The organism is Magnetospira sp. QH-2, assembly GCF_000968135.1.
Taxonomy (GTDB): Bacteria; Pseudomonadota; Alphaproteobacteria; order Rhodospirillales; family Magnetospiraceae; genus Magnetospira.
Genome location: NZ_FO538765.1, coordinates 2,430,001 through 2,456,270, shown reverse-complemented (window position 1 = coordinate 2,456,270; position 26,270 = coordinate 2,430,001). Strand labels below are relative to the sequence as shown.

The 26,270-nt window shown below is 60.5% G+C and carries 22 protein-coding genes and 1 pseudogene (1 of these 23 running past the window's edge); 10 read left to right on the top strand and 13 right to left on the bottom strand.

The annotated features are described in order from the left end of the window. Nucleotides 1–53: 53 nt before the first annotated feature. Together MGMAQ_RS11570 and ppc are read left to right on the top strand one after the other, a co-directional pair. Nucleotides 54–1,607 carry a hypothetical protein gene (locus MGMAQ_RS11570; RefSeq protein WP_052716346.1) on the top strand — a complete coding sequence of 518 codons (1,554 nt, stop codon included), beginning with the start codon at nt 54–56 and terminating at the stop codon, nt 1,605–1,607. An 83-nt stretch (nt 1,608–1,690) separates the two neighbouring features. Further along, the gene (ppc, locus tag MGMAQ_RS11565) at nt 1,691–4,501 is read left to right on the top strand and encodes a phosphoenolpyruvate carboxylase (RefSeq protein ID WP_046021657.1); all 2,811 of its coding nucleotides are present in this window, start codon (nt 1,691–1,693) and stop codon (nt 4,499–4,501) included. Between the two features lie 45 nt (nt 4,502–4,546). On the opposite strand, the gene MGMAQ_RS11560 is transcribed toward ppc, so the two are convergent. Next, complete coding sequence (locus MGMAQ_RS11560) at nt 4,547–7,699, bottom strand: error-prone DNA polymerase (protein WP_046021656.1); 3,153 nt, start codon at nt 7,697–7,699, stop codon at nt 4,547–4,549. A gap of 342 nt (nt 7,700–8,041) precedes the next feature. Between MGMAQ_RS11560 and MGMAQ_RS11555 the strand changes: the two genes are divergently transcribed. The 3 genes and pseudogenes from MGMAQ_RS11555 to MGMAQ_RS11545 all read left to right on the top strand — a co-directional run bounded on the left by MGMAQ_RS11555 (nt 8,042) and on the right by MGMAQ_RS11545 (nt 11,158). Next, on the top strand, nt 8,042–9,217 hold the full coding sequence (locus MGMAQ_RS11555; protein ID WP_046021655.1) for a hypothetical protein: 1,176 nt from the start codon (nt 8,042–8,044) through the stop codon (nt 9,215–9,217). After that, nucleotides 9,210–9,749, top strand: coding sequence for a hypothetical protein (locus MGMAQ_RS20735; RefSeq protein WP_148560935.1), 540 nt, complete (start codon nt 9,210–9,212; stop codon nt 9,747–9,749). The genes MGMAQ_RS11555 and MGMAQ_RS20735 overlap by 8 nt, the downstream gene beginning before the upstream one ends. A gap of 70 nt (nt 9,750–9,819) precedes the next feature. Beyond that, a pseudogene (locus MGMAQ_RS11545) lies at nt 9,820–11,158 on the top strand (IS1380 family transposase). A 430-nt stretch (nt 11,159–11,588) separates the two neighbouring features. On the opposite strand, the gene MGMAQ_RS20425 reads toward MGMAQ_RS11545, so the two are convergent. The 5 genes from MGMAQ_RS20425 to proS form a co-directional block, all read right to left on the bottom strand. Beyond that, a protein-coding gene (locus MGMAQ_RS20425; RefSeq protein ID WP_148560766.1) for an IS5 family transposase occupies nt 11,589–12,349 on the bottom strand; the annotation gives its coding sequence in 2 pieces (ribosomal slippage) (nt 11,589–12,026 and nt 12,029–12,349; 759 coding nt in all). A gap of 79 nt (nt 12,350–12,428) precedes the next feature. Then, nucleotides 12,429–12,605 carry a hypothetical protein gene (locus MGMAQ_RS21090; RefSeq protein ID WP_158498845.1) on the bottom strand — a complete coding sequence of 59 codons (177 nt, stop codon included), beginning with the start codon at nt 12,603–12,605 and terminating at the stop codon, nt 12,429–12,431. 32 nt (nt 12,606–12,637) lie between these two features. Beyond that, complete coding sequence (locus MGMAQ_RS11525) at nt 12,638–13,324, bottom strand: ABC transporter ATP-binding protein (RefSeq protein WP_046021653.1); 687 nt, start codon at nt 13,322–13,324, stop codon at nt 12,638–12,640. After that, nucleotides 13,317–14,594 carry a lipoprotein-releasing ABC transporter permease subunit gene (locus tag MGMAQ_RS11520; RefSeq protein WP_046021652.1) on the bottom strand — a complete coding sequence of 426 codons (1,278 nt, stop codon included), beginning with the start codon at nt 14,592–14,594 and terminating at the stop codon, nt 13,317–13,319. The genes MGMAQ_RS11525 and MGMAQ_RS11520 overlap by 8 nt, the downstream gene beginning before the upstream one ends. Nucleotide 14,595: 1 nt before the next feature. Continuing rightward, the gene (gene proS / locus MGMAQ_RS11515; protein ID WP_046021651.1) at nt 14,596–15,915 is read right to left on the bottom strand and encodes a proline--tRNA ligase; all 1,320 of its coding nucleotides are present in this window, start codon (nt 15,913–15,915) and stop codon (nt 14,596–14,598) included. A gap of 157 nt (nt 15,916–16,072) precedes the next feature. Here proS and MGMAQ_RS11510 point away from each other — a divergent pair, with 157 nt between their 5' ends. Then, complete coding sequence (locus MGMAQ_RS11510; RefSeq protein WP_046021650.1) at nt 16,073–16,258, top strand: hypothetical protein; 186 nt, start codon at nt 16,073–16,075, stop codon at nt 16,256–16,258. Between the two features lie 158 nt (nt 16,259–16,416). On the opposite strand, the gene MGMAQ_RS11505 is transcribed toward MGMAQ_RS11510, so the two are convergent. Both MGMAQ_RS11505 and MGMAQ_RS11500 read right to left on the bottom strand, forming a co-directional pair. After that, entirely contained in the window at nt 16,417–16,659 is a 243-nt protein-coding gene (locus MGMAQ_RS11505) for a GIY-YIG nuclease family protein (protein WP_252508625.1), read from the bottom strand. A 990-nt stretch (nt 16,660–17,649) separates the two neighbouring features. After that, on the bottom strand, nt 17,650–18,138 hold the full coding sequence (locus MGMAQ_RS11500) for a DUF302 domain-containing protein (RefSeq protein ID WP_052716344.1): 489 nt from the start codon (nt 18,136–18,138) through the stop codon (nt 17,650–17,652). Nucleotides 18,139–18,560: 422 nt separating this feature from the next. On the opposite strand from MGMAQ_RS11500, the gene MGMAQ_RS11495 reads away from it, so the two are divergent. Beyond that, complete coding sequence (locus MGMAQ_RS11495; RefSeq protein WP_158498844.1) at nt 18,561–19,076, top strand: cell wall hydrolase; 516 nt, start codon at nt 18,561–18,563, stop codon at nt 19,074–19,076. Between the two features lie 328 nt (nt 19,077–19,404). Here MGMAQ_RS11495 and MGMAQ_RS21085 read toward each other — a convergent pair whose 3' ends face one another. The 3 genes from MGMAQ_RS21085 to hisI form a co-directional block, all read right to left on the bottom strand. After that, the gene (locus MGMAQ_RS21085) at nt 19,405–19,575 is read right to left on the bottom strand and encodes a hypothetical protein (protein ID WP_158498843.1); all 171 of its coding nucleotides are present in this window, start codon (nt 19,573–19,575) and stop codon (nt 19,405–19,407) included. Between the two features lie 328 nt (nt 19,576–19,903). After that, on the bottom strand, nt 19,904–20,968 hold the full coding sequence (locus tag MGMAQ_RS11490; RefSeq protein ID WP_173427174.1) for a GTP-binding protein: 1,065 nt from the start codon (nt 20,966–20,968) through the stop codon (nt 19,904–19,906). Between the two features lie 4 nt (nt 20,969–20,972). Beyond that, complete coding sequence (hisI, locus tag MGMAQ_RS11485) at nt 20,973–21,368, bottom strand: phosphoribosyl-AMP cyclohydrolase (protein WP_046021647.1); 396 nt, start codon at nt 21,366–21,368, stop codon at nt 20,973–20,975. A gap of 238 nt (nt 21,369–21,606) precedes the next feature. Here hisI and MGMAQ_RS11480 point away from each other — a divergent pair, with 238 nt between their 5' ends. From MGMAQ_RS11480 to MGMAQ_RS11470, 3 genes are read left to right on the top strand one after another with little or no spacing between them, the layout of a single operon-like run. Then, nucleotides 21,607–22,134 carry a transcriptional repressor gene (locus MGMAQ_RS11480; protein ID WP_252508624.1) on the top strand — a complete coding sequence of 176 codons (528 nt, stop codon included), beginning with the start codon at nt 21,607–21,609 and terminating at the stop codon, nt 22,132–22,134. Beyond that, a complete protein-coding gene (gene znuC / locus MGMAQ_RS11475) occupies nt 22,110–22,892 on the top strand; it encodes a zinc ABC transporter ATP-binding protein ZnuC (protein WP_046021646.1) in 783 nt (260 codons plus the stop codon). The genes MGMAQ_RS11480 and znuC overlap by 25 nt, the downstream gene beginning before the upstream one ends. Continuing rightward, nucleotides 22,885–23,670 carry a metal ABC transporter permease gene (locus MGMAQ_RS11470; protein WP_198409116.1) on the top strand — a complete coding sequence of 262 codons (786 nt, stop codon included), beginning with the start codon at nt 22,885–22,887 and terminating at the stop codon, nt 23,668–23,670. Before znuC ends, MGMAQ_RS11470 begins: the two co-directional genes overlap by 8 nt. Before the next feature lie 4 nt (nt 23,671–23,674). Here the strand turns inward: MGMAQ_RS11470 and MGMAQ_RS11465 are convergent, their stop codons facing one another. Together MGMAQ_RS11465 and MGMAQ_RS11460 are read right to left on the bottom strand one after the other, a co-directional pair. Next, nucleotides 23,675–25,717 carry a YgiQ family radical SAM protein gene (locus tag MGMAQ_RS11465; RefSeq protein ID WP_046021644.1) on the bottom strand — a complete coding sequence of 681 codons (2,043 nt, stop codon included), beginning with the start codon at nt 25,715–25,717 and terminating at the stop codon, nt 23,675–23,677. A gap of 4 nt (nt 25,718–25,721) precedes the next feature. Beyond that, nucleotides 25,722–26,270: the 3' portion of an alpha/beta fold hydrolase gene (locus MGMAQ_RS11460; protein WP_046021643.1), read on the bottom strand. It continues 225 nt past the right edge of the window; only the last 549 of its 774 coding nucleotides appear in the window; its start codon lies beyond the right edge, outside the window — the gene reads right to left on this strand; the stop codon is at nt 25,722–25,724.

Below are 26,270 nucleotides of genomic sequence, written 5' to 3'. Positions count from 1 at the left end.
ATGTGGGTCCCTCTTCGCCCTTTCAATTTCCGGAGCAAAGGGAGAGCGGATCAATGGGAAGGCTGTTGATGATCGGGATCGTGGCATGGGTAACCGCCCTTGGCTGGCCGGTCCGGGCTCAGGTCCACAACGCCGAAGCGGTGATTCCGCCCATGTGCTACACCAAAACCGAAGGGCGGCATAACCCCTGCTACGTTTGTCATCAGACCTATCACGACAAGCGTCCCAACCAGATGGACGATGGCAACTTGCAAGGGGAGTACGCGTTCTCCGAGGTCGGGGTCCATAATCACTGGACCAATCTGTTCGAGGACCGAAGCGCGGGCATCGCGGCGCAATCCGATGGCGAGATCATGACCTATGTGGGCCAGGACAATTACGCGGCCCTTGCGGGAAATCTTCGGGCCTTGGGCTGGAAAGGCTGGATTCCCGATCTGAAGGGCCTGGCCCAAGGCCGCGCAGCCTTTGATGAAACCGGCTTGGCCCGCGATGGCAGCGGCTGGGTGGCCTTTAACTATATTCCGCTGCCATCGACCTTTTGGCCCAGCAACGGAGCCACGGACGATGTCATGATCCGGCTGCCGAAAGCCTTTCGGTTAGACGAAGACGGCAAATTCTCCCGCCATGTCACTTTCGCCAATCTGGGCCTATTGGAAGCCTCGTTTCAGGAATGGAACAGCGTTTCCGTGCCGCCCATCGACGAGGCCCATGTCGGCGTGGACCTGAATGGTGATGGGGTTCTGGGCATGACCGACCGGGTCGTGGCCCGGTCCCACTATGTCGGGGCAGCCAAGAAGGAACCCGTTGCCCGCATGCTCTATCCCCAAGGTACCGAGTTCCTGCATTCGGTGCGCTATGTGGGTTTGGAAGGCAACCGCGTGGTCATTCCACCGCGCATGAAGGAACTGCGCTATATGCGCAAGATGCGGTTCCTGTCGATGCCCAAACTGGCTTCGATCTACGGCAACGAGGTCCAGGAGAAGCTCGACGAACAGCTACCGCGCTGGAGCCCGGTGTTGACCTCCGCCGGCTACGAGAAAAGCGCCATGGGTTGGCAGGTCCTGGGCTTCATCGAAGACAAGGACGGGGCCTTGCGTCCGCAAACCTACGAGGAACACGGATTCTGCATGGGCTGCCATTCCACCATCGGCACCTCCATTGATCAGACCTTTGCCTTTCCCCGCAAGGTAGCCGGGGCCAAAGGCTGGGGCTATATGGATCTGGCGGGTCTGAAGGATCGACCGAGCCGGGGCGAGACCGAGGGCGAAATCCTCACCTACTTCAAGCGGGTCGGTGGCGGCAGTGAGTTCCGCGAGAATGGTGAAATTGCCGCCCGATGGTTTGATGCAAACGGAAAGGTCAAGGAGAATGCGGTGCGTGACGCCGATGTGGCCAGCTTGATCACCCCGTCGCCGGAACGGGCCCGATTGCTCAACAAGGCCTATCGGACCATCGTGTGGGATCAGGACTTCATCCATGGACGGGATCCCAATCTGGCTCCGGCGACCAATGTTTATCGGGATATTGATCCGGCAACCACTCAGCCGTTGCGGCCCGAGTTCCGCCATCAATGGGACATCCGGCTGGATTGGCGGGAAGGGATGTGACCCCTAAACGTCATCGATCCCTGTCCGGACCCTACCCGCAGGGGTGTGGACGGCTCCGCTGATACAGTCTAACTCCCTGGGGCATGAACACGAAAATCGATGATAAGACCCTCAGAGAGCGGGTGCGGCTGTTCGGCAACCTGCTTGGCGACGTTCTACGTGATCAGGAAGAACCGATCATCCTGGAAACCGTGGAAGCCCTCCGCAAGGGATTCATCTCCCTGCGCCAGGGAACGGAAGGACCATCCCGCGGAGAGTTGATGACTCTGATCGAGGGGTTGGAACCCGACACCCTGTCCCATGTTCTACGCGCCTTCAGTACCTATTTCCTGCTGGCCAATATTGCCGAGGAGGAATGGTCCCACCTGTCCCGCTTGGAACAGACAGACGGCAACGAACGCCTTTGGTATGGCTCCTTTGACCAAACCCTGCGCGGACTGCGCGACGAAGGAGTTCGTCTGGATCAGTTGCAAGACCTGCTCAATCAACTGAACTATCAGCCGGTGTTCACCTCCCATCCCACCGAAGCCAAGCGGCGGACTTTGCTGGAGGCGCAAGGGCGGTTGCGGGACCTGGCTCGCGCGCTGGACAATCCGCTGCTGGCCGGGCATCAGCGCGAAGTCATCATGCGCGCCATCCGCAATCAGATTCAGATCCTGTGGAAGACCGACGAGGTTCGCACCCACAAGCCCCGGGTGATTGACGAAGTACGCGCCGGATTGTTCTATTTCCGCGAAACGCTGTTGGATATGGTGCCCAAGGTCTATCGGAACCTGGAGATGGCCATCGATACGGTCTATGGCGACGAGGGCGGCTCCCAGAATGTGGAAATCCCGGCCTTTTTGCAGTTCGGTTCCTGGATTGGCGGCGACCGGGACGGCAATCCCAACGTGACCCATGACGTCACCCAGGCGGCCGTACGGTTGCAGGCTCGCGAAGTAACGGCGGAATACTGTCAACGGGTGGGCGATCTGGTCGATTTGCTGACCCATTCGGACAGCCTGATCACGCCTTCCAAAGCTTTCGCCGAGAGTCTTGCCGCGGACGACGCTCTGGTCGATGCCACGTTCCATGATCGGCCCTGGCTCTATCAGGACGAACCCTACCGCCGCAAACTGATGCTCATGCGCCATCGTTTGGACCAAAGACTGGCCCGGTTGGATGAGTTGTTGCTCGGTCATCCGGACCCCGGCCTCGGGGTCGGCTACAAGGATGAGCTGGCCTTCATCGACGACCTGGAGGTCATCCGCCAATCCCTGATCGGCCATGGTGACCGCAATCTGGCCGATGCCGAGATCAAGGATCTGCTGATCCAGGTCAAGACCTTCGGATTCTCTCTGACCCGGCTGGATATCCGCCAGGAATCCGGGCGTCATACCGAAGCTGTGGCTGAGCTGTTTGATACCGCACCCAATCTGCCCGACTACCGGTCCCTGGATGAAGCCGGACGGATGAAAGCGTTGGGTGATCTGCTGGCCCATGGCGGGACGCCGATCCTTTATGTGGATGATCTGTCCGAGGATACCCGCGAGGTGCTCGACGTGATGGCCACCATGAAGGCGGTGCGCGACGAAATCGGTCCCCGGACCTTCGGCGCCTATGTCATTTCCATGACCCATCAGGCCAGCCATGTGCTGGAGGTGTTGTTTTTGGCCGGATTTGCCGGACTTTGCGGTCGACGCACCGATGGAGACTGGCATTGCGATATTATCGTGGCGCCGCTGTTCGAGACCATCGACGACCTGGAACGCATCGAACAGGTCCTGGGTAGCCTGTTGGATCAACCGGCCTATCGGACTTTGTTGGATGTCTCGGGCAATTGTCAGGAAGTGATGCTCGGCTATTCGGATTCCTGCAAGGACGGTGGCATTCTGGCCTCCAGCTGGGGGCTCTACAAGGCGCAGAAACGCATTGCCTCCATGACGGCCAAACACGGCGTGGAATGCCGTATCTTTCACGGGCGCGGCGGCACCATCGGGCGCGGCGGTGGCCCCACCCATGACGCCATCCTGGCCCAGCCTCCAGGGACCGTGAACGGGTCCATCAAGTTCACGGAACAAGGTGAAGTGCTCTCGGCCAAGTATGCCGATCCTTATACGGCGCTCTATGAGCTGACCGTCGGGATCTCCGGGCTGATCAAGGCCAGCCGCTGCCTGACCGTAACCTGCACGCCCGATCCGGCGGCGTATGTGGAGACCATGGAAAGCCTTGCCCGACGCGGCGAGGATGCCTATCGCACCCTGACCGACCATACGCCTGGGTTCATGGATTATTTCTATGAAGGCACGCCGGTGTCGGAAATCGGGTTGCTCAACATCGGTTCGCGCCCGTCCCATCGCAAGAAGACCGACCGCTCCAAGTACTCGGTACGCGCCATTCCCTGGGTATTCGCCTGGGCCCAGGCGCGCCAGACCCTGCCGGCTTGGTACGGAATTGGCAGCGCTTTGAACTCCTGGTGCGGCGACGAGCCAAGCAAGCGGGCGCTGTTGGCGGAGATGTACCGGGAATGGCCCTATTTCAAGGCGCTGTTGGGGAACTGTCAGATGGCCCTGGGCAAATCGGAATTCTCGATCGCGCAAGCCTATGCGGGCCTTTGTGCCGATGCCGCCGTGACTGAGTTGTTCTTCTCGCGCATCCGCGAAGAGCATGATGTGACCATCGACAAGATCAAGGCGGTGTCGGGTGTGGGGGACTTGCTGGGGGAAAATCCGCGGCTCAAGCTATCCTTGGCTTGGCGAGACCCTTATTTGGATCCCATCAACCATATCCAGGTGGCGTTGCTCCGCCGGTACCGGTCCATTCCAGCAGACCATGACAAGGAAGCCACGCGCTGGCTGACGCCGTTGTTGCGATCCATCAATGCCCTGGCCACGGGAATGCGGAATACCGGGTAGCCGGTGCGATCCCGGCCCCGCGGGGCCGGACATGGACCATGGCCATCAATGAAAATCCCGGGACCGCAGGCCGAGACTGCGGGGCTCGACCGATTGTGGCACGGATTCCGGTCGGTCCAGCCCCAGCAGCAATGGCGTGGCATCCTGCACATCCCGAACGATCACATGAATGACCCGGTCTTCCCGTTGCACCATGCCGGTGGCAATCATCAGTCCGGCCCGCAGGACCGGGCGGCGCAGGCGCTCGAACACGGTTGGCCAGACGATCAGGTTGGCCACCCCGGTCTCGTCCTCCAGGGTGACGAAGATCACCCCGTTGGCGCCACCGGGGCGTTGTCGCCCAATAGTCAATCCGGCCACCGTCACTGGGCGATCCGTGGGGACTCTTTCCAGTTCGGCACAGGGCATCACCCCGATGGGGAACTGGTCGCGCAATACGCCCACAGGGTGGGCCTTGAGGGACAGATAGAGGCTCTTGTAGTCCGCCACCACCTGCTCGCCCAGGCTTTCCTCGGGCAGGATCACGGGGGTTTCACGGTCATCCGCGAAAGCGAACAGGGGCAGGGGATCGCAATCAAGCCCCTTCACCGCCCATAGGGCCTGCCGCCGGGGCAGCCCCAACGAGCCATAGGCATCGGCCTCGGCCAGGGCGGTCAGTGGCCCGCGCTTTAGCCCGGCCCGCCGGTTGAGATCGGCCAACTCGCCATAGCCGTTGCCCCGCGCCGCGGCCAGCGCCTCGCCATCGATGGCGGCCAGTCCTTTCACCTGCCGCAGGCCCAGGCGCAGGGCGGGGCTGCCGTCGGGAGCGGACTCCAGGCTGTTGTCCCAATCGGAATAATTGATGTCCACCGGATAGACTGTCACCCCATGATCACGGGCATCGCGGATGATCTGCGCCGGGGCATAGAAGCCCATGGGCTGGCTGTTAAGCAGGGCACAGGCGAAAGCCGCCGGATGATGGCATTTCAGCCAGGCCGACACATAGACCAGTAAGGCGAAGCTGGCGGCATGGCTTTCCGGAAAGCCGTAGTCGGCGAAGCCCTCGATCTGTTTGAAGCAGCGGGCGGCGAACTCCGGCTCGTAGCCCTTGGCCGCCATGCCTTCGAGGAAGCGCTGTTCATAGCTATGGATCTGGCCGAAGCGGCGGAAGGTGGCCATGGCCCGGCGCAGGCCGTCGGCCTCGGCGGGGGTGAACCCGGCGCCGACGATGGCGATGCGCATGGCCTGTTCCTGGAACAAAGGCACGCCGAGGGTCTTGCCCAGTACCTGTTCCAGTTCCTTGGACGGATAGGTCACGACCTCCTTGCCCTGCCGCCGTCGCAGGTAGGGATGCACCATGTCCCCCTGGATGGGGCCGGGGCGGACGATGGCCACTTCGATCACCAGGTCATAGAACACCTTAGGCTTGAGACGCGGCAGCATGGACATCTGGGCCCGACTTTCCACCTGGAATACCCCCACCGAGTCCGCCCGGCTTAACATTTCGTAAGTCGCCGGGTCCTCGGGTGGAATGTCGGCCAGGCCCAGGCGCTTGCCCTCGTGCCGGGCAATCAGGTCCAAAGCCTTGCGCACGCAGGTCAGCATGCCCAGGGCCAGCACATCGATCTTGAGAATGCCCAGGGCATCCAGGTCGTTCTTGTCCCACTGGATCACCGTGCGGTCGTCCATGGCGGCGTTCTCGATGGGCACCACCTCGCAGAGCGGCCCCCGGGTCAGCACGAAGCCGCCCGTATGCTGGGTCAGGTGGCGCGGGAATCCGGTCAGTTCGGCGGCCAGGGCCAACCAGCGGCGAATGCCCGGGTCGCGCGGATCGAGCCCGGCCTCGCGCAGATGCCCGGCCTCGATATCTTCCAACGAGCGTCGCCAGCCCGCCCCCTGCATGGCGACGATCAGATCCTCGGAAAAACCCAGCACGCGGCCCACCTCGCGCAAGGCGCTCTTGCCGCGATAGGTGATCACGGCGGCGGTCAGCCCGGCCCGCTCGCGACCGTATTTTTCATAGATATATTGGATGACTTCTTCGCGGCGCTCATGCTCGAAGTCCACATCGATATCAGGAGGCTCGCCACGCTCGGCGGAGACGAAGCGCTCGAACAGCCCTTCGATGCGGTCCGGGTCCACCGCCGTGATGCCCAGGCAGTAGCAGACCGCCGAATTGGCCGCCGAGCCGCGCCCCTGACAAAGGATGCCGCGCCCTCGAGCGAACTGAACAATGTCATGAACTGTAAGGAAGTAAGGGGCAAAGCTCAATTGATGGATGAGGCTGAGCTCGTGCTTAATCTGATCCATCACTTTAAGGGGGACACCCCAGGGATAGCGGGTCTCCGCGCCCAGCATGGTTTGGTGCTCCAGTTCCTCCTGTGCCGTGCGGCCCGCGGGCACCGGGTCCTCGGGGTATTCGTAGCGCAATTCGTCCAGGGAGAAGGGGCAGGTCTCGGCAATCTCCAGCGTGTTCGCCAAGGCTTCCGGATAGGCCTGGAACAATCGTGCCATGACCTCGGCCCGCTTGGGGTGACGTTCGGCATGGGGGGAGAGCTGAAGACCCGCCTGATCCAGGGTCACATGGCGCCGGATCCCCGTCATCACATCCAGCAAGGGGCGCCGGTCCGGGTGGTGCATGAGCAGGTCATGGGTGGCGACCAGGGGGATGTCTGCCGTGCCCGCCCAAGTCGCGACCCTCTCCAAGCGGGCGTTATCCTCCCCATCAAATCTATTTGAAACAGCAAGATACAGAAAATTTCTAAACTTATTTTTCAGGCTGGATAGCCAGTCTGGGAAGGTCTCTTGTATCTCCTCTTGCGTTTTCTCTGGTGGCGGCAGGGCGATGACCACCTGATTCGTCCCCAGATCGCCCAGGTCCATCTGGGTTAGGTGGCATTCGCCTTTTCTGGCCCGCCTGCGCCCGGTGGTCAGCATCCGGCAGAGCCGCCCGTAGGCCGCCCGGTCGCGGGGGTAGACCAGCAGCGACGGCGCATCCATCAGATCCAGTCGCACACCGACGATCAGCCGGATGCCCGCCGCACGGGCTGCCACATGGGCCCGTACCACCCCGGCCAGGGAGTTGCGGTCGCTCAGCCCCATGGCCCGCCGCCCCAGCATGGCCGCCGTGTTGACCAGCTCCTCCGTATGGGATGCCCCACGCAGGAACGAATAGGCGCTGGTCACCTGTAGATCGATATAGCCGGGGGCATCGGGCATGGGAGTCTCCTTGGGATAAATGTACATTAAATGTTCTTTTTGAGTCCAGAAGGATGACAGGGGAGGGAGGTGAGAAGGTTCGCGGAAAGTATGTGTTACGCCTACGCAGTTCTGGGCAGGATTGGGGAGGATGAGAGGAGAGGTAGAGCGACTGTGGTCCTGACGGAGTGCTCTGAACCGCCCATGATCATGGCTAAGGTGGGAAATACCTTCTTTTCCGATTAAAGTTCTTGATAAATTCCTATTTAGAGCAAAGTATGAAGGGAACAAAAACAATTCATCGGAATAAAAAGGTGCCATTAGGCGCTTATATCCTCGACCCAATCACGAAAGGAGTTCCTCATGGGAAGTCTCGATAGCGCCATGCCAGATTCCGCCACCAAGGGCGCCAAGGGCTCCAAGGGGGCCTCTTCGTCGGACAATTCCCTGTTTTCCTTCGGCGAAAGCCAGCCCAGCGCCCCGGCGCCCTTGGCGAACCAGTCCCCGGACTTCGGCACGACACCCGATTTCGGCGGTGGCCTGTCATCTTATGGCTCGGACACCTCCCTGAGGGGCGGGTCGCTGTTCGATGAGGTCCCGACCCTTCATCCTGAGGCCCCAACCCTTCATCCTGAGCCCGTCGAAGGAGCCCCCGCGCCCTTACCAGCGCCGACCCTTGCCGATCCCCTGGCTCCGTCCTCTTTGGCGGCCCCGACCCTCGGCGCCGATCCCACCGACCGCCAGACCCGGGCCTTCAACAAGCGCCAGGAGGCGGCCAATCTCAAGGCGGCCCAGGCCGATTCCGATGCCGCCTGGAAGTTCCATCAGGATAAGAAAGCCGCCGAGCAAAAAGCCGCCAGCCAGCGGATCCAAGCCCGCCGCCAGGCCCAGGTCGCCGAACGCCAACAGGAGGCCCAGGCCCGCAAGACCCACCAGGCCCGCATGCAGGCCCAAAAGGCCCAGGCAAAGCAGGCCCAAGCAAAGCAGGCCCAGGCAACCCAGGCCCAACCCGGCTTCCTGGCCCGCAAGCTGGGCGTGACACCCGTGCGATCGGCGCCGCAACCGGCACCGCAACCCGCCATCCCGCGCAGGCCAGAGGAAACGCCCATCCACGTCGAACAGGCCCTGGCCAAGAGCCCGCCACCACTCCAATCCGATCCCGAGGATACCTGGGACGGCATGGCCCCGCCCAAGCCCGAGGAAATCCGGGCCATCCGCGCCAAGCCGGTGGCCGAGCGCACCCATGCGGATCAGCGCCGCCTCCATTGGGCCGAGGACTACTGGACCAACGAGGATATCCAGACCGAAACCACCGCGTTCTACAAGCTCAACAGCGAAGTCGGCGCGCCCACGGGCCATGCCACGGGCCATGCCCCCTTCGGCGCCGATGGCGCCCGCTCGGAAGACGCCAGGATCAACCGCCAGCGCGCCGATGATGTGATCAAGCGCCTCGGGCCCGACGGCCGATCCGGACCTTGTGCGCCTGGTCGAGGCGCACTATGGGCTGCGGGAACCGGCCCAAGGGGTCTCCATGGATGAGCATGGAAACTGGTATGATGCCCAGGGACGGCACATCGCCAACCCCAACCAGAACCCGAATCTGCACAGGATACAAGCCCATAAACTATCATCCAATCCAACCCAACCTGCTTCTCAATCAACACCGTTCCAACATCCAACCAATCAACCTGTTGATCCGGGGGATCTCTATGGACGTCTGGGATTCAATCCAGGTGGTCAGGGGCATTGGGGGATAGCTTTCGATGATCCGCAGTCTGCGTTTGAGGCGCACGGATTTGCCAATGATGCAAAGGCAGCCACCGCCAATGAGTATAAAACGCAAAATCTCCACAACAATGAAGTGGATGCGTTCCGGCATGGTTTGTGGAGCTACAAGATGGCGAAGCCGCTCGGTGCCGATAGGGCGAAGAGTATTTCAGATGCTCATGAAATCAGTAGCGAGAATCCAGATGATGAGCGATTGATGGATCTATACAATAATAAGGTGGGTAGGGATCTAGCCCGAATTATTCACGATCCGTGGCCGAAAAGGGTGGCGAACGTAGCTTAAATGGTTGAATTATCGTAGAGTTTATGGTGTCCAAGCCAAAACCACGACACCATTTTCACCTACGGTCGCCATGAAGGAATTTAGCCCATATCTGCCCGGTTTGTCACCCGTCGGCGGCAAGGAAATCCACGCCCGTTTCGACGGCGGCCGTTTGTCATCCGACGGCGGCGTTCTGGTTCTGCGCGAGATCGAACGTGACCTCGGTTTGGCCGATCTTTTGGCCTCGCATCTTCCCGACACCCGCGATCCGGGGAGTGTGATCCATGGTTTCGACGATATGATCCGGGCGCGGATGTTCGCCATTGCCTGCGGCTATGAGGATTGCGACGATCTGGACGCCCTGCGCGTCGATCCGGCCTTCAAGCTGGCCTGCGGGCGGCTGTCGGAGAGGGCCGGGACTTGATGAGCCAGCCGACCCTGTCGCGGTTGGAGAACGCGCCGACCTGGCGGCAACTGGCCCGCATGGATTTGTCGATGATCGATCTGTTTTGCGAAACTTCGCCCGCGTTCCCGAACACATCACGCTCGACATCGACGACACCGGCGATGCGGTTCACGGCGGCCAACAGTTGGCCTTGTTCAACAGCCATTACGATGATTACTGCTTCCAGCCGATCCATATCTATGACGCCGCCACCGGAAAGCCGATCCTGTCCCTGTTGCGGCCCGGCAAGCGGCCTTCGGGCGCGGAGCGCGCGACGGTCTTGCGCCATGTCGTTACCCGCATCCTGAACAACTGGCCCCGGGTTCATATCACCGTGCGCGGGGACGGCCATTACGGCACGCCCGAGGTCATGGACTGGCTGGAAAGCCGAGGCTGCGGTTATATCTTCGGCCTGTCCTCCAATGGGCGGCTCAAGGAAATCGGCCAACCCTGGGGCGAGGACGTGGCCGTGCGCCGGGCAACATCAGGCAAGGAAAAGATACGCCGGTTCTTTCAAACGGCCTACGCGGCCAAGAGCTGGAAGCGGGAACGAACCGTTATCGCCCGGGTCGAGGCCACCGCAAAAGGTTCCGACATCCGTTTCATCGTCACCAATCTGGCAGGCCGGGCCAAAACCCTCTATGAAAAGGTCTACTGCGCGCGGGGCAAAATGGAGAACATGATCAAGGAGCACAAACTCTACACCAAGTCCGACCGCACCTCGTGTCACCGCTGGGAGGCCAACCAGTTCCGACTGTTCCTCCATACCGGAGCCTATTGGCTGTTGCTTAAACTGCGAAACGCCGCGCCCCGGAAATCAATCTGGAAAAACGCCACCTTCGAGACGCTGCGACGGTCTTTCCTCAAAATCGCCGTACGCATCGAGGAACTCAAATCCCGCATAACCGTCGCCTTGCCGACGGCATATCCATACAAAACACCCCTGATCGCCATGGCCGGGAAAGTCGCCTCCCAGGGCCCGTGAAAACCGCGGCAGCGAGCCGCCCCTCAGTCCCCGATGATCAACCCCCAAACGCCTGAAAAATCAAAACCAAAATTAGGCCGTCAACCCGGCCGAGGACCCGTGGCCGTTGCGATGCCAGGGAGACTCATGAATAATTCGGGTTAGGTGCGGACCCGAAGAACCTTGCGAAACCTGATGAACAGGTTATTCGCGACGCAATCCGGCATGGAAAGTTTCAACTTCAACCGTTTAGGTTGACGACAAGACCCTCTTTGAAAATGAAGCCACGGTATTAGCAAGTTGAAAAATTGAGTGCTTTAGTCATGCGTTTTAGAACACGTTTCACCCTTGTCTTGGTTTTGACGGGGTTAGCTCTAATCGGAGGGGGGGGGTGGAGCTTTACTCCCTGGGCCTCGCACATCCTTTCAGTGGATGGAACTAGGCTCAGGACTCATAACCAGAAGATGACGGTTGCGGCGATGCAGATTGCGCTCATGAAGGTATGGGCGCAACGGTCGTAGCGGGTGGCGATACGCCGCCAGTCCTTGAGCCGACCGAACATGCGCTCGATCAAGTTTCGCTGCTTGTAGAGGGCTTTATCGTAAAGGATTTCCTCTTTGCGGTTCGAGCGACCTGGAATGCAGGGCTCGATGCCGAGATCAAGCAGGGCCTGGCGGAAACGGTCGCTGTCGTATCCCCTGTCGGCGATCAGGTCGTCGGCATCAGGGAATGCAGGGAGCATGGTGTCGGCGCCGCGATAGTCGCTGACTTGTCCTTCGGTCAGCAGCAGGATCAGGGGCTTTCCATCGGCATCGCAGGCGGCATGCAGTTTCGAATTCAGGCCGCCCTTGGTGCGCCCGATACGGCGGGGAACAGCCCCTTTTTGAGCAGGCTCGCCGCCGTCCTGTGGGCCTTGAGATGGGTGGCGTCGATCATCACCGTATGGGTGGCCGTGCTTTCGGCGGCCAGGGTGGCGAAGATCCGGTCGAACACTCCGGCCTCGCTCCAACGGACGAAGCGGTTGTACAGGGTCTTGTGCGGTCCATAGGCGACGGGCGCGTCACGCCACATCAAGCCGTGGCGAAGAACATGGATGATGCCGCTGATCACCCGCCGGTCATCGACGCGCGGGACGCCTCTTGTTTTGTTCGGCAGCAACGGTTGAAGGCGTTCGAATTGTTTGTCGGACAACCAGAAATGATGGCTCTGCATCGGCTTTCCCCTCCCTAAAATTCCAGGGAAGGGAATCATGTCCACCGACTATTGGGAATCCCTTTTATGGGTCCTGAGCCTAGTTGAGCGCATGCCCATCCACGTCGAACAGGCCCTGGCCAAGGGCCCGCCACCGCTCCAATTCGATCCCGAGGATACCTGGGATGGCATGGCGCCGCCCAAGCCGGAGGAAATCCGGGCCATCCGCGCCAAACCAGTGGCCGAGCGCACCCATGCGGATCAGCGCCGCCTCCATTGGGCCGGGGATTACGGGACCAACGAGGATATCTATCTCGCCACCAGCAGGCCTTCCTCGAGGCTCACCACCCGGTCCATGCGGGCCGCCAGGTCCGGGTTGTGGGTGGCGATGAGGGCGGCGAGACCGGCGCCCTTGCAAAGCTTGAGGAGAAGGTCGAACACATGGCCTGCCGTGTGCGGGTCCAGGTTGCCGGTGGGCTCGTCGGCGAGCAACAGGCGCGGGGCGTTGGCCAGGGCGCGAGCGATGGCGACCCGTTGCTGCTCGCCGCCCGACAGACGGGCCGGGCGATGGGTGGAACGGTCTTCCAGGCCCATCATGCTCAGAAGCTGGTGGGCCCGCTCTTCGGCCTCGGGGCGGTTCAGCCCGGCGATTCGTTGTGGGATGACCACGTTTTCCAAGGCGGAGAATTCCGGTAGCAGGTAGTGGTACTGATAGACAAAGCCCAGGTCCGAGCGGCGCAGGCGGGTGCGCTCCAGGTCGTTCAGGCCGGCGCAGTCGGTACCGTCGATGCGCACCTGGCCGCCATCGGCCTTTTCCAGCAGCCCGGCAATATGCAGCAGCGTGGATTTGCCCGCCCCGGACGGCCCCACCAGGGCAACGATCTCGCCTTCGCGGATCTCCAGATCGGCGCCGCGCAGCACCTTGAGGGTGCGTTCGCCTTGTTCAAAGGTGCGCTGGACCTGTTGAAGCTGTAGGATCGGCTGGCCATCATTCATAGCGCAGGGCCTCCACCGGATCGAGCCGCGCCGCCCGCCAGGCCGGATAGAGGGTGGCCAAAAAAGACAGTCCCAGACCCATCAGCACCACGGTGACCACCTCCCAGGTATCCACCTTGGCCGGCAGTTTGGAGAGAAAGTAAATCTCGGCGTTGAACAGGTCCGACCCGGTGATGGACTCGATGCCCCGGCGGATGCCTTCGATGTTCCAGCAAAACAGCATGCCGAGCCAGTAGCCGACAAAGGTGCCGATGGTGCCAACGCTGGCCCCGGAGATGAAAAAGATCTTCAGGATCGAGGCGCGGCTGGCGCCCATGGTGCGCAGGATGGCGATGTCGCTGCCCTTGTCTTTGACCAGCATGATCATGGACGACACGATGTTGAAGGCGGCGACGATGATGATCAGCGTCAAGATCAGGAACATCACGTTGCGTTCCACCTGCAAGGCGCTGAAGAAGCTGTGATTGGTCTGCTGCCAGTCATAGACCCGGCCCTGGCCGACGGTGACCGCCGCCACCTCGGCCCGGGGGCGCTTGATCTCGTAGGGGTCCTCGATCATCAATTCCAGATGCGAGACCCGATCGGGCAGCTTGAAGTACTTCTGCGCGGCTGCCAGGGGCATGAAGATGAAGCTGGAATCATATTCATACATGCCCACTTCGAAAGTCCCGGCGATCCGATAAGCGCGCATGCGCGGCACGGTGCCGAAAGCCGTGACATTGCCCTTGGGCGAGATCAAGGTAATCTTATCGCCGGTGGTCAGGCCCATCTTGCCGGCCAGCCGTGCCCCGACGATCACCGCGTCGCCATCTTCAAAGGCCTCCACACTCCCGGTCCGCAGATTGTCGATAATCATCGGCCGTTTCTTCAGGTCTTCGGGCCGCATGCCGCGCACCATGGCACCATTGGCGATACCCCGCCCAGTGGCCATGACTTGTCCCTCGATCACCGGCGCGACCAAGGTGACGCCTTTGATGCCGGACACAGCACGGGTCAAGTCGTCGAAATTGGCCACGCCTTGTGGTCCCGCTTGCACGGTCAGGTGGCCGTTTAAGCCGAGAATGCGCGACAGCAGTTCCTCGCGGAAGCCATTCATCACCGACATGACGATGATCAGCGTCGCCACACCCAGGGCGATGCCGAGCAGCGAGAACCAGGCGATGACCGAGATGAATCCCTCCTGCCGCCGGGCGCGCAGGTAGCGCAGGGCGAGCATCCATTCGAAGGGCTTGAAGATCCGCAGGGCCGAGGGCAGGGAGGGGAGCCGCATATCAGCCCGCCAGCTTGTCGACGAGGACGTCCAGACCGACTTCCTCGCGTTCGCCGGTCTTGCGGCTCTTCAGTTCGACAATGCCATTCTTCAGCCCGCGCGGGCCCACCACCAATTGCCAGGGCAGGCCCATCAAATCCATGTCGGCGAATTTTACGCCCGCACGCTCCGAGCGGTCGTCGTAGAGCACGTCCACGCCGCGCGCCTGGAGCTCCTCATAGAGGGCCTCGCAGGCCGCGTCACACTCGACGTCCCCGACCTTCATGTTGATCAGCCCGACCCGGAACGGGGCGACTTCCTCTGGCCAGATGATGCCGTTGTCGTCATGGGAAGCTTCGATGATACCCCCCACCAGACGCGACACGCCGATGCCGTAGGAGCCCATTTCCAAGGTGATCTCCTTGCCGTCCGGCCCGGTGACCCGGGCGCCCAGCTTTTCAGAGTACTTTGTGCCGAAGAAGAAGATATGGCCGACCTCGATGCCCCGGGCGTTGATCAGCGCGTCGCCCAGTTCCGCTTCCTTGGCCCGATCGTGTTTCTCGTCGGTGGCGGCATACTTGCCGGTGTAGCTGTCCACCGCCGCCTGCATGGCCGCCGGATCGTCATAGTCCAGGTCCCCGGCGCTCCAGTCCAGCTCCATCAGGTCCTTGTGCACGAAGACCTCGCTCTCGCCGGTGTCGGCCAGGATCAGGAACTCGTGCGACAGATCGCCGCCGATGGGGCCGGTGTCGGCCTGCATGGGAATGGCAGTCAGGCCCATGCGCGCGAAGGTGCGCAGATAGGAAATGAACATCTTGTTGTAGGCGTGGCGGGCGCCTTCGTAGGTCAGGTCGAAGGAATAGCCGTCTTTCATCAGGAACTCGCGCCCGCGCATGACGCCAAAGCGGGGCCGGATCTCGTCGCGGAACTTCCACTGGATATGGTACAGGTTCTTGGGCAGTTCCTTGTAGGAGCGCACGTTGTTGGCGAACAGATCGGTGATCAGTTCCTCATTGGTCGGACCGTAGAGCATTTCCCGTTCGTGGCGGTCCTTGATGCGCAGCATCTCCGGGCCGTAGTCGTCATAGCGCTCGGACTTCTGCCATAGCTCGGCGGGCTGAATGGTCGGCATCAGCAATTCCTGCGCCCCGGCGGCAGCCTGTTCCCGACGCACCACATCCTCGATCTTGCGCAATACCCGCAAGCCCATGGGCAGCCAGGTGTAGATCCCGGCGGAAGACTGGCGGACCAGTCCGGCGCGTAGCATCAATCGGTGCGAGACGATCTGCGCCTCGGCCGGGTTTTCTTTCAAGGTGGGCACGAAGTAGGTGGATAGGCGCATGGTGTTTCTCTTTCCCCGCAATCGACCATCAAGCTTCGGGACTTATAGGGAAGCCAGGGGACTGTGGCAATGGTAGGGCGATGTCCCATTGCAACGGAGCCTTAATAGAATCCCGCTACCATTCCAACTCGCGACTCGACCTGCAGGAGGATGGCCCATGAACAACCCGAACAGCAGCCCCGATAAATGGTCCCCTGGGGCCTGGACCGCGGCCCGCTGCGCCCGTTGGCGGCAATTGGAGGGCGAGGCCCGCGAGGCCTTTATGGATTGGGTGCATGCGGAAGGCTGGCGCGGCCATTGTTACGGGGCGGAACTACCGGAGTCGGATTCGGCGGCGGCATAACTGGCTGCTGAAAAAGTGTTGTCCTACGGCCCGCCTCGCCCTTCGACAAGCTCAGGGTGGGGCTAATAGGTTGAAAATTCAAAGGCCCTCATGCTGAGCTTGTCGAAGCATGTGTCGCCACAGGCTCGAAATCGGACGTTTTCAGCAGCCTTTCGCGTTCAATAGAGGCCCCTGCCGTTTTCCAGCAGTGATTTCCGCAAGTTGCGATCTTTCTTGAGGTGCCATTCGCGGCTCATGGCCTCGGTGCGATTGGCAAAGGATTCGCCGTAGAGCATTACCCAGACGCGGCCTCGGGTGGATTTGGCGCCGGAGCCGTCGTTGTGGCGGGCCAGACGCAAGTCCAGATCGGTGGTCCAGCCCACATAGGTGCGCGGGCCGCCCGGACCGTCGCTTCCCAGCACATAGACGAAACAGGGCAGGGGGATCTCCTTCGATGGTGTGTACCGGGTAATCTTGCCGGGTCGTGGCGGCAGAATCTACCCGCTGGTTCCTCCAAAACCAATTTTGCGATTAGAAATCAGATGCCTGGAAACTGGCACCGCTGATGCAAGGAGATCATCGGGCGATCATCGCCCCAGGAGACGAACCATGATCGCCACCGGACATATCATCACCTGTGCCGCCCGGCAGAATCCCTGGTTCCACCGCCAGCGGCCCCGCCCCAAGACCCACCGGCTGTTGCGCTGGATTATCGGATTGAGAGGGTGAATCGGAAAAGTAACGGGCATCAATTCCGAGGCGGTCGAGGAGGAAGCCGCCACGGCGGATCTGTTCGCCACCATCGAGCGCGGGGAGTGCCCCAAATGAGCCTTTGAGTCGGATTCAAAAGTATTCCTTTGATCTCGAGGGCGTATATTTCCGCTCTGGCGGCGTCAAGACCTCCTAACGGGGCGCCGCCCCGTGTCGTCGGCCTTTCCTGGCCAGATCAAAAATCTACGCCCTTGATATCTAAAGGATACTTTTAAATCCGCCTCTTAAAGAATGCCTGGCGAACGCCGTTCGCGAAACTTTAGCAGGCTGCTGAAAAAGTGTTGTCCGACGGCCCGCCTCGCCCTTCGTCCCTCGACAAGCTCGGGATGAGGAAGCTCAGGGTGAGGCTAACATGTTGAAAGGTCAAAGGCCCTCATGCTGAGCTTGTCGAAGCATATGTCGCCACGCGCTCGACTTCGGACATTTTCAACAGCCTGTTAGATCAATCAAGAGCGGGCCGACGAGGCCCAAGCACCGTTGCCGCGGGGCGTTCGGTAATCCTGGGCCGCTCAGAGGTCAACAGGTCGACCAAGAAAAAGCCCGGCGAAATCGCCGGGCTGAGTTGCTCTTGAGATGGCTTCTTTATGTCCCAAGTCCATGCGGTCGGCTGTGATGACCGTCACCAGGGACAGAAAAAAGCGTCAATTCATATCCAGGGCCTCGCGGACCACGCCGTCCAGCAGCGATTCGATTTCCATGAGAGCCTTGCGCGATGCCAGGCTGCCGCCGGCCATGGGGCGGCGATAGCCCACGTGCACGGTTTTCGGGTCCTCGGGCAAGGTGTAGACGACGATCACGTAGGGACAGAAGACGATGTTGCTGGGATCGATTTCCATCGCGGCGCGGGAATATTTGGCGGAGCAAAACTGTAGCATTTCCGCCTCTTCGTAGATGGGTTTACTGGACCCTACCGCCGGGCCGGTGCGCTTGAGCATGTCACCCAGGCGAGCCACGTAATCGACCACGAAGCCTTTGTTGGCCACCGCGTTCAAGATGTCTTGTTTGACATCGGCGAACATCCCCTGAGTTTGGTACATCTGCAGATGGCGCCCACCACCGGCTTGAGCGGCGGAGATCGTCATGCCCGCAGCCACCACGGCCAGGACCAGGACTGTAAAAATCCGTTGCATAGTTTCCTCCCATTGCATGAGCGCGGATCCGGTTCAAGGAGTCGGCGCATGAGTCGGGGGTGGCCTTGTTTGTTTTTCCCCCTGATTGATCATTCAATCCTATCTTGAAAAGAGCTTTTTTTCCAGTGGTTTCAGAGATTTCTCCTGCCGGTTGGTTGGCGAATGAGGCCATTCGTCAATTGCATGGCTGATCCGCAGAGATAGCCGTTGATGCACTGCACAAATGGCTCTAAGTCTTGCGTCAAGACGGGCCCACAGGGCGCGCGCGTGCCGACGGCGATCAGGGGCCGATGCGGAACGCTTGTGACGTCGGACTTGACATACATTAGTCACCTCTTATATAAGCAGTGACTAATGTAGTGGATCTGACAATTTCAGATGAAGGTAGGGGATTGATGGGACGGACATCCGTCAGCAGGGTTTTGAGTCGTTTCGCCGCGGGCCTTTTGGTTCTCGGCACGGTTCTGGCGACCGAGGGGATCACCCCGTCGGAAACCGCCAGCGCGGCCATTCCCTCCGGTCTTGAAACCGAGCTTCATTGTCTGGCTCTGAACGTTTATTGGGAGGCGCGCTCCGAATCGCTGGATGGTCAACTGGCCGTGGCCGGGGTGACCCTCAACCGCATGCGCAGCGAAGAGTTTCCGAACACGATTTGCGGCGTGGTGACCCAGGGCCTCGGTAAGCGTCACCAATGTCAGTTTTCTTGGTGGTGCGACGGTAAAAGCGATGAGCCGACCGAGGAAGGGGCTTGGAAGCTGGCCAAGATGGTTGCCCGCTACGCCTTGCACGCCAATGACCGCGACCCGTCCCAAGGGGCGCTGTTCTATCACGCCAACTATGTGCAACCCGAATGGATCAGCAAGTTGAAGCGGGTTCGCAAGATCGGTCGCCATATTTTCTATCGGGATCCAACCAAGAGCCGGATCGGCAATAGCTGATCGTGAGCTTGGGGGCGCTTCAGTCGGGGGAATGAAGCGCCCCTATTTTATTACAAAGGGCCCAGGCTTGGGAGAGTGAGCAAGGGTCCTCGCGAGGGAGAAAAAAAGAGGCCCGGCCGCGAGGCCGGGCCCAAATTGCTCTTGAGGGACACGGTGATCCTGCCCTGAACAAAAGAACCCCGCTGTGACGCCAATCACAGCGGGGTGTTTTTCTGTCGGATTGATGCCGGTCACGTTTTTCGCGTTGGATCGTCTCCATCCAAACGCGACGTGATCGATTCCAATAAGGTCGCGCGTGTCTAGCGGGTCCGATTGGACCCGACACGCGCTAGGCGGCAGCCTTGGCGCCGTCAATCTCAGCCTGATAGTCCATGGTCGACTGGTAGGCCTTGCGGGATATATCGCGCAAAGCCACCACGGCCATGATCACCGGAATGGCGGCGCCGATCAAAACGAGGGCCGCCAGCAAGAGTGTGATGATTGAAACGAAAACGGACATGTTGTGCCTCACTTCATTAGTGATTTATCATATGAGAAAAAACTAATATACATTGCTGCAATGCGCAAGAGAAATCGACCGCTGTTCACGATTTTGTCATCACAAACAGGTGAACAGCGTTGATTTACGATGGCTTAAGGGGTTTTCGTTGAGGCCATGGCCGCAAAAAATTCCCGGCCTTTGGGACCGGGAATTAAGGAGTGTCTGTCGAGAGAGAGAATTGAATTCGTCCAGACGTGCTTAACCATAACAGAATTCCGACGCCACGGCTAGGGATCACGGTCATGGATTTGGAAATATCCCATAAAGTCCTTTTAATTTGTGTGAGTTAAGGCGTGGTGGTGTTCGCACTGATCGCTTCCCAGGTCCGCAAGACGGCGTCGGGGCTGACATCCCGGGTAATGAATACGATGCGTCCATGCCGGTCGTCTCCCTCTGGCCAGGCGGGCAGGGCCACCGGCGGATGAAACATATGCTGCACCCCATGCACGGCCACCGGGTGATCTTCACCGATGACATTGAGCAGCCCCTTGATGCGCAGGAATCGCTCGCCCTGGCTGGACAGCAGGATTTCCATGAACAAAGTGAAACGTTCCCAATCCACCGGTTGCTCTATGCGCAGGCAAAAAGACTGAATCTGGTCGTCGTGGCGGTTGGGATCATGCCCATGAACATGACCGGGATCGCCGTGACCGGTCTCGACCTGGGCCAAGGAATAGGCCTCCTCGGCCAGCCAGTTGGTGACATTTGGATGTTTGTCGCGGGTATTGTACAGGCCGCAGTCAAATAGCCCCCCGGGGTCGGCTTTTCCGTGTTCGGCCACCAAGATCGGCGCCGCCGGGTTCAGCGCGCGCAGGCGGGTCTTGAGGTGTTCGATGCTGGCGGTGTCCACCGTGTCGGCCTTGGTGATCACCAGTCGGTCGGCGACAGCGGCCTGTTTGACCGATTCCTTATGCTTGTCCAATTGTCCGCCGCCGTGGCGGGCATCGACGGTCGTGACGATTCCGTCCAGTCGATATCGGGTCCCGATCAAAGGGTCGGTCATCAAGGTGTGAATCACGGGGGCCGGATCAGCCAGCCCGGTGGTTTCGATGACCAACCGCTTGAACTCCGGAATCTCGCCGCGCACCCTTTGCAGGAATAGATCGCGCAGGCTATCGACCAAATCTCCGCGCACGGTACAACATAGGCAGCCGGAGTTGAGCAGCACCACGTTCTCGCTGACTTCGCGAACGAGCAGATGATCGATGGCCACATCGCCGAATTCATTGATCAGCACCGCCAGGTCGCCAAGACCCGGATGATCCAATAGCCGGTTGAGCAGCGTGGTCTTGCCGCTGCCCAAAAAGCCGGTGATCACGGTAATGGGCACGGAATCCAGGGGGGAGGGCATGAACTCAGCCCTTGCCGTACAGATCCTCAGGAGAGATTTCAGGCTCGGCGATGGACTTGGTTTCGCCGTCCCGCCAGGCCAGGAAGAAACAATTGCGGCGCCCGGTGTGGCAGGCGACTCCCAATTGGTCCACCTGCAACAATAGGGTGTCGCCATCGCAATCCCAGCGCAGATCCTTGAGTTTTTGAACCTGACCGGAGCTTTCGCCCTTGCGCCAATACTGGCTGCGTGAGCGCGACCAATAACAAACCTGTCCGGTACGCAAAGTCTCTTCGATGGAGTCCTTGTTCATCCAGGCCATCATCAGCACTTCGCCCGTATCGTGCTGTTGGGCGATGGCCGGAATCAGTCCGTCGGCGTTGTATTTCAAGTTTTCAAGAGTGATCATGTCATCGCACATTATGGCCTCCTTTACGGTCCGGTCCGTACATCGACCCTGGCGGGAAGGATGTCAAGTCTCGGTCCGTATTCAGCAGTGAAGTGTGCGACGCCGCATCAACGCTACTTTATCCTTGTCATAAGTCTAAAAAACAGCCAATATCACGGTACGTTATAAAATACGTTCAATAATCAATTGCCACCTCATAAGAGCGCCAACCGCCACGATGCGGGATATGGCCCGATTGGGAGTTTAGTCCGTGAGCACCGCAACCATTGCCCCCGGCAAGGATTTATCAGCCTTGAGAAGTGACGATCCATGGTCCCGCGACAACGCGGCCGAACGTGCCGAAGAGCTTTGTGCTCACCGAGGGGTCCGGCTGACTCCGCTTCGCCGCTGGGTGCTGGAGCGCCTGTGGGAAGATCGCGGGCGGCCCAAGGGCGCCTATGAACTGCTGGAGGAACTCAAGCAGGAAAAAGGCAATGCCGCCCCGCCGACTGTCTATCGTGCCTTGGATTTTCTATTGGAGCAGGGGCTGATCCATAAGCTGGAAAGCCTGAATTCCTTCATCGCCTGCAATCGACCGGAAAAGCCTCATGTGACTCGTTTCCTGCTTTGCCAGGATTGTGGCGTCGCCGAAGAGATCGGCGAAACCTTGCTCGATGAGGCTCTTGGAAAGGCCGCTGAACGGGTCGGGTTCGAGATCCAGGAAGGCACCATCGAAATCGTCGGTCGTTGTGTCCGCTTTCACCAAGGCAAGACGTGCGACAAGAAGCACTCGTCCTAGCCGACGGAATCTCGGTATCTTTTTCGGGCCGTCTGGTTCTTGAACGGGTGTCAGTGGCTGTGAATCCGGGGCAGGTGGTAACCCTGGTCGGGCCCAATGGCGCCGGCAAGACCACGCTGGTGCGCTGTTTGCTCGGCCTGATGCGCCCGGACAGCGGCTCGATTGTCCGCCGTTCCGGACTGAAAATCGGCTACATGCCTCAAAAATTGGAGGTGGACGAGACCCTGCCGCTGACCGTGCGTGGGTTTCTTCGTCTTGCGACGCCGGGGGGAAGCCAGGGCCGGGAGCGGATCAAAGGGGCCGCCGAAGAGGTGGGTATTACCCGGCTTCTTGATGCCCCAATCCAATCAGTCTCCGGCGGCGAAATGCAGCGGGTGCTGCTGGCCCGGGCCATGGTTCGCCAGCCGGATCTGCTGGTACTCGATGAACCGGTGCAAGGGGTGGATATCAATGGCCAGGCCGAACTTTATGCATTGATTGCCGAGATCCGAAAGCGCCATGGCTGTGGTGTCTTGATGGTTTCCCACGACCTACATTTGGTCATGGCTTCCACCGATGAGGTGGTCTGTCTCAACACCCATGTCTGTTGCTCCGGCCACCCGGAAGCGGTTAGCCGTGATCCGGCCTTCGTCAGCCTGTTTGGCGAAGGTGTCGCCTCTTCTTTGGCGCTCTATCACCACCGCCATGATCATGCCCACGACATGCATGGCAACGTGGTGCCGTTGGAAGAGGGCCCGAAGGATGACGGTCATGGATGACCTGTTGTTCCATGCTTTGCTGGCCGGAGTGGGTGTTGCCCTGGTCACTGGGCCGTTGGGGAGTTTCGTCGTTTGGCGGCGCATGGCCTATTTCGGCGATGCCTTGGCCCATTCGGCTCTGCTCGGCGTGGTGTTGGGGTTGCTCATCGGCCTGGATCCGGGACTTGGTGTGGCGGTGGTTTGTATTGCCCTGGCGTTGCTATTGGTCTGGATGCAGGGGCGGAAATCCCTGGCCTCGGACACCCTGCTCGGCATTCTGTCTCACGGCGCTCTTTCGGTGGGCTTGGTGGCCATCGGGCTGATGCAGGGCATGCGGGTTGACCTGATGGCCTATCTGTTCGGCGATATATTGGCGGTCGGCCTCACGGACCTGGCCGTGATCTGGGGCGGCGGAGTGCTGGTGCTGGCGATATTGGCCGGGATCTGGCGCCCTTTGCTTTCCATGACTGTCCATGCGGATCTGGCGGCGGTGGAAGGCGTAGCCATTTTGCCCCTGCGTCTGACTTTTGTGTTGCTGATCGCGGTCACCGTGGCCCTGGCTTTGAAAGTGGTCGGGCTGCTTTTGGTCACCTCGCTCCTCATCATACCGGCGGCGACGGCCCGCAATTTGGCCCGCACGCCGGAATCCATGGCGCTGCTGGCCATGGGCGCGGGGACTTTGGCCGTGGCCTTGGGTCTTTGGGGGGCCTTCACCTGGGATACGGCGGCGGGGCCGTCCATTGTCGTGGCGGCGCTGGTTCTGTTCACCGCGTCTTCCATGGTGCCGCGATACCACTGATCCGTCAGCGCGGCTTGCCACGGCGTTTCCGACCTTTTTCTGGACGGCTGTGCTGGGTCTTGAAGATTTGTTCCTTGTGCTTGCGCCCGGTGCGCGCCCCCTCGCCGCCGCCCTGGCCCGTGCCCTTGGGCTGCCAGGCCGGAATCAGGTGGGTCTTGCTCGGCCCAATCAGATCGGCGCGGCCCATTTTCTTCAAGGCGTCGCGCAGCAGAGGCCAGTTCTCCGCATCGTGATAGCGCAAAAAGGCCTTGTGCAGGCGCCGTTGCTTCAGGCCCTTGGCGGTGCTGACGATCTCCGCATTTTCAAGATGCAGCGGTTTCAGGGGATTGCGCTCGCTGTGATACATGGCCGAGGCCAGAGACATGGGCGAGGGCAGGAAGGCCTGGACCTGATCGGCGCGGTAGCCGTTGCGCTTCAGCCACAGGGCCAAATGGAGCATGTCCTTGTCGCTGGTGCCCGGGTGGGCGGCGATGAAATAGGGGATCAGGTATTGCTCTTTGCCGGCTGCCTTTGAGTATTTGTCGAACAGGGCCTTAAAGCGGTCATAGCTTTCCAGTCCCGGCTTCATCATCTTTGACAATGGCCCGTCTTCAGTATGTTCCGGAGCGATTTTCAGATAGCCTCCCACATGGTGGCTGACCAGTTCCTTCACATAGGCCGGGCTGCGCACCGCCAGGTCGTAGCGCAGCCCCGAGGCGACGAACACCCGCTTTACTCCCGCAATCGCGCGCGCCTTGCGATACAATCGGATCAGCGGTTCATGGTCGGTATTGAGATTTTTGCAGATCCCGGGAAACACGCAGGACAGCCGTCTGCAAACGGACTCGGTCTGTTTGTCCTTGCAGGCCAGGCGCCACATGTTGGCCGTTGGACCGCCCAGGTCCGAGATGATGCCGGTGAAGCCGTCAGTCTTGTCCCGGATGGCCTCGACTTCGCGTAGGATCGAGTCTTCGGATCGGTTCTGAATGATGCGGCCCTCGTGCTCGGTGATGGAGCAAAAGGAGCAGCCCCCGAAACAGCCGCGCATGATGTTGACCGAAAAGCGGATCATCTCCCAGGCGGGAATGCGCTTGTTCCCGTAGGATGGGTGGGGGCCGCGGGCATAGGGCATTTCATAGACCCGGTCCAACTCGGCGGTCTCCAGCGGGATCGGCGGCGGATTGAGCCAGACTTCGCGATTGCCATGTCGTTGGATCAGGGGCCGAGCATTGCCTGGATTGCTTTCCAGGTGCAGGGTACGCGAAGCCTGGGCATAGAGAGCCGGGTCGGCGAGAACCTGATCATAGGAAGGCAGTCGAACCACCACCTGCTCGCCCTTGGTCTTGACCGGTGTTTCCCCAATGGCGCTCCAATCTTCTTCTTCCCATCCCTCTGGAACGGTGGACCGGGCCACGGCGGTACCGCGCAAATCGGTGATTTCCGCCGGTTTCTCTCCCCGGGCAATGCGGTGGGTCAGATCGACGATGGCCCGTTCGGCGTTGCCATAGATCAGCAGGTCGGCCTTGCTGTCCAACAGCACCGAGCGGCGGACCTTATCGGACCAGTAATCGAAATGGGCGATGCGCCTTAGCGAAGCCTCGATGCCGCCGACGATGACCGGCACCCCACGGAAAGCCTCCCGGCAGCGTTGGGCGTAGACGGTCACCGCCCGGTCGGGCCGCTTGCCGCCCTCATCGTCTGGGGTGTAGCTGTCGTTGTGACGCAAACGCCGGTCGGCGGTGTACCGATTGACCATGGAATCCATGTTGCCGCCGGTGACGCCGAAATACAGGTTGGGTTCACCCAGGGCACGGAAGGCCTCGGCGGAGGTCCAGTCGGGCTGGGCAATGATGCCGACCCGGAAGCCATGGGATTCCAGTAGTCGTCCGATGATCGCCATGCCGAAGCTGGGATGGTCGATATAGGCATCGCCGGTGACGATGATCACGTCGCAGGAATCCCAGCCCAGCGCCTCCATCTCGGCCCGGCTCATGGGCAGGAAGGGCGCCACACCGAACCGCTTCGCCCAGTAGGGGCGATGGGTGAAAAGGGCGGGTTGCTTGGCCATATTCCTAGGTATCGAGGAAATGCCGGAGCTTGTCCAGGAAGGCTTTCGGCTGATCCGCATGCACCCAATGCCCGGCGTTGGGAACACGATCGATCACCGCATGGGCAAAGAGCCGACGAATTACGCCCGCGTGGGCCGGGGTGACATAGTCCGACTGTTGCCCAGCCAGGAACAGGGTCCGGCCGTTGAAAACACGGTGCGGGTGCAGATCCGGGAAGCTGATGATTCGCTCCATATCCAGATGCAGGGCGGCCAGATTGACCCGCCAAGCCAACCCGTCGCCGGTGCGCGTGAGATTTTGCAGCAGAAAACCTCGCAAAGACGCCTCGGGGATCTCATCGGCCAGGAAATCGTCCACATCGTCGCGATTGTCACATTCGGCCAGGGGTACTCCCGCGAGGGCCTCGACAATGGGATGGAAGTCACCGCCGGAAGAGGCCGGAGCGATATCCACCACGACCAATCGGTCGAGCAGTTCTCCATGGTGCAAGGCCAGCATCATGGCCACCTTGCCGCCCATGGAATGGCCCACCAGATCACAAGAGAGCAGATG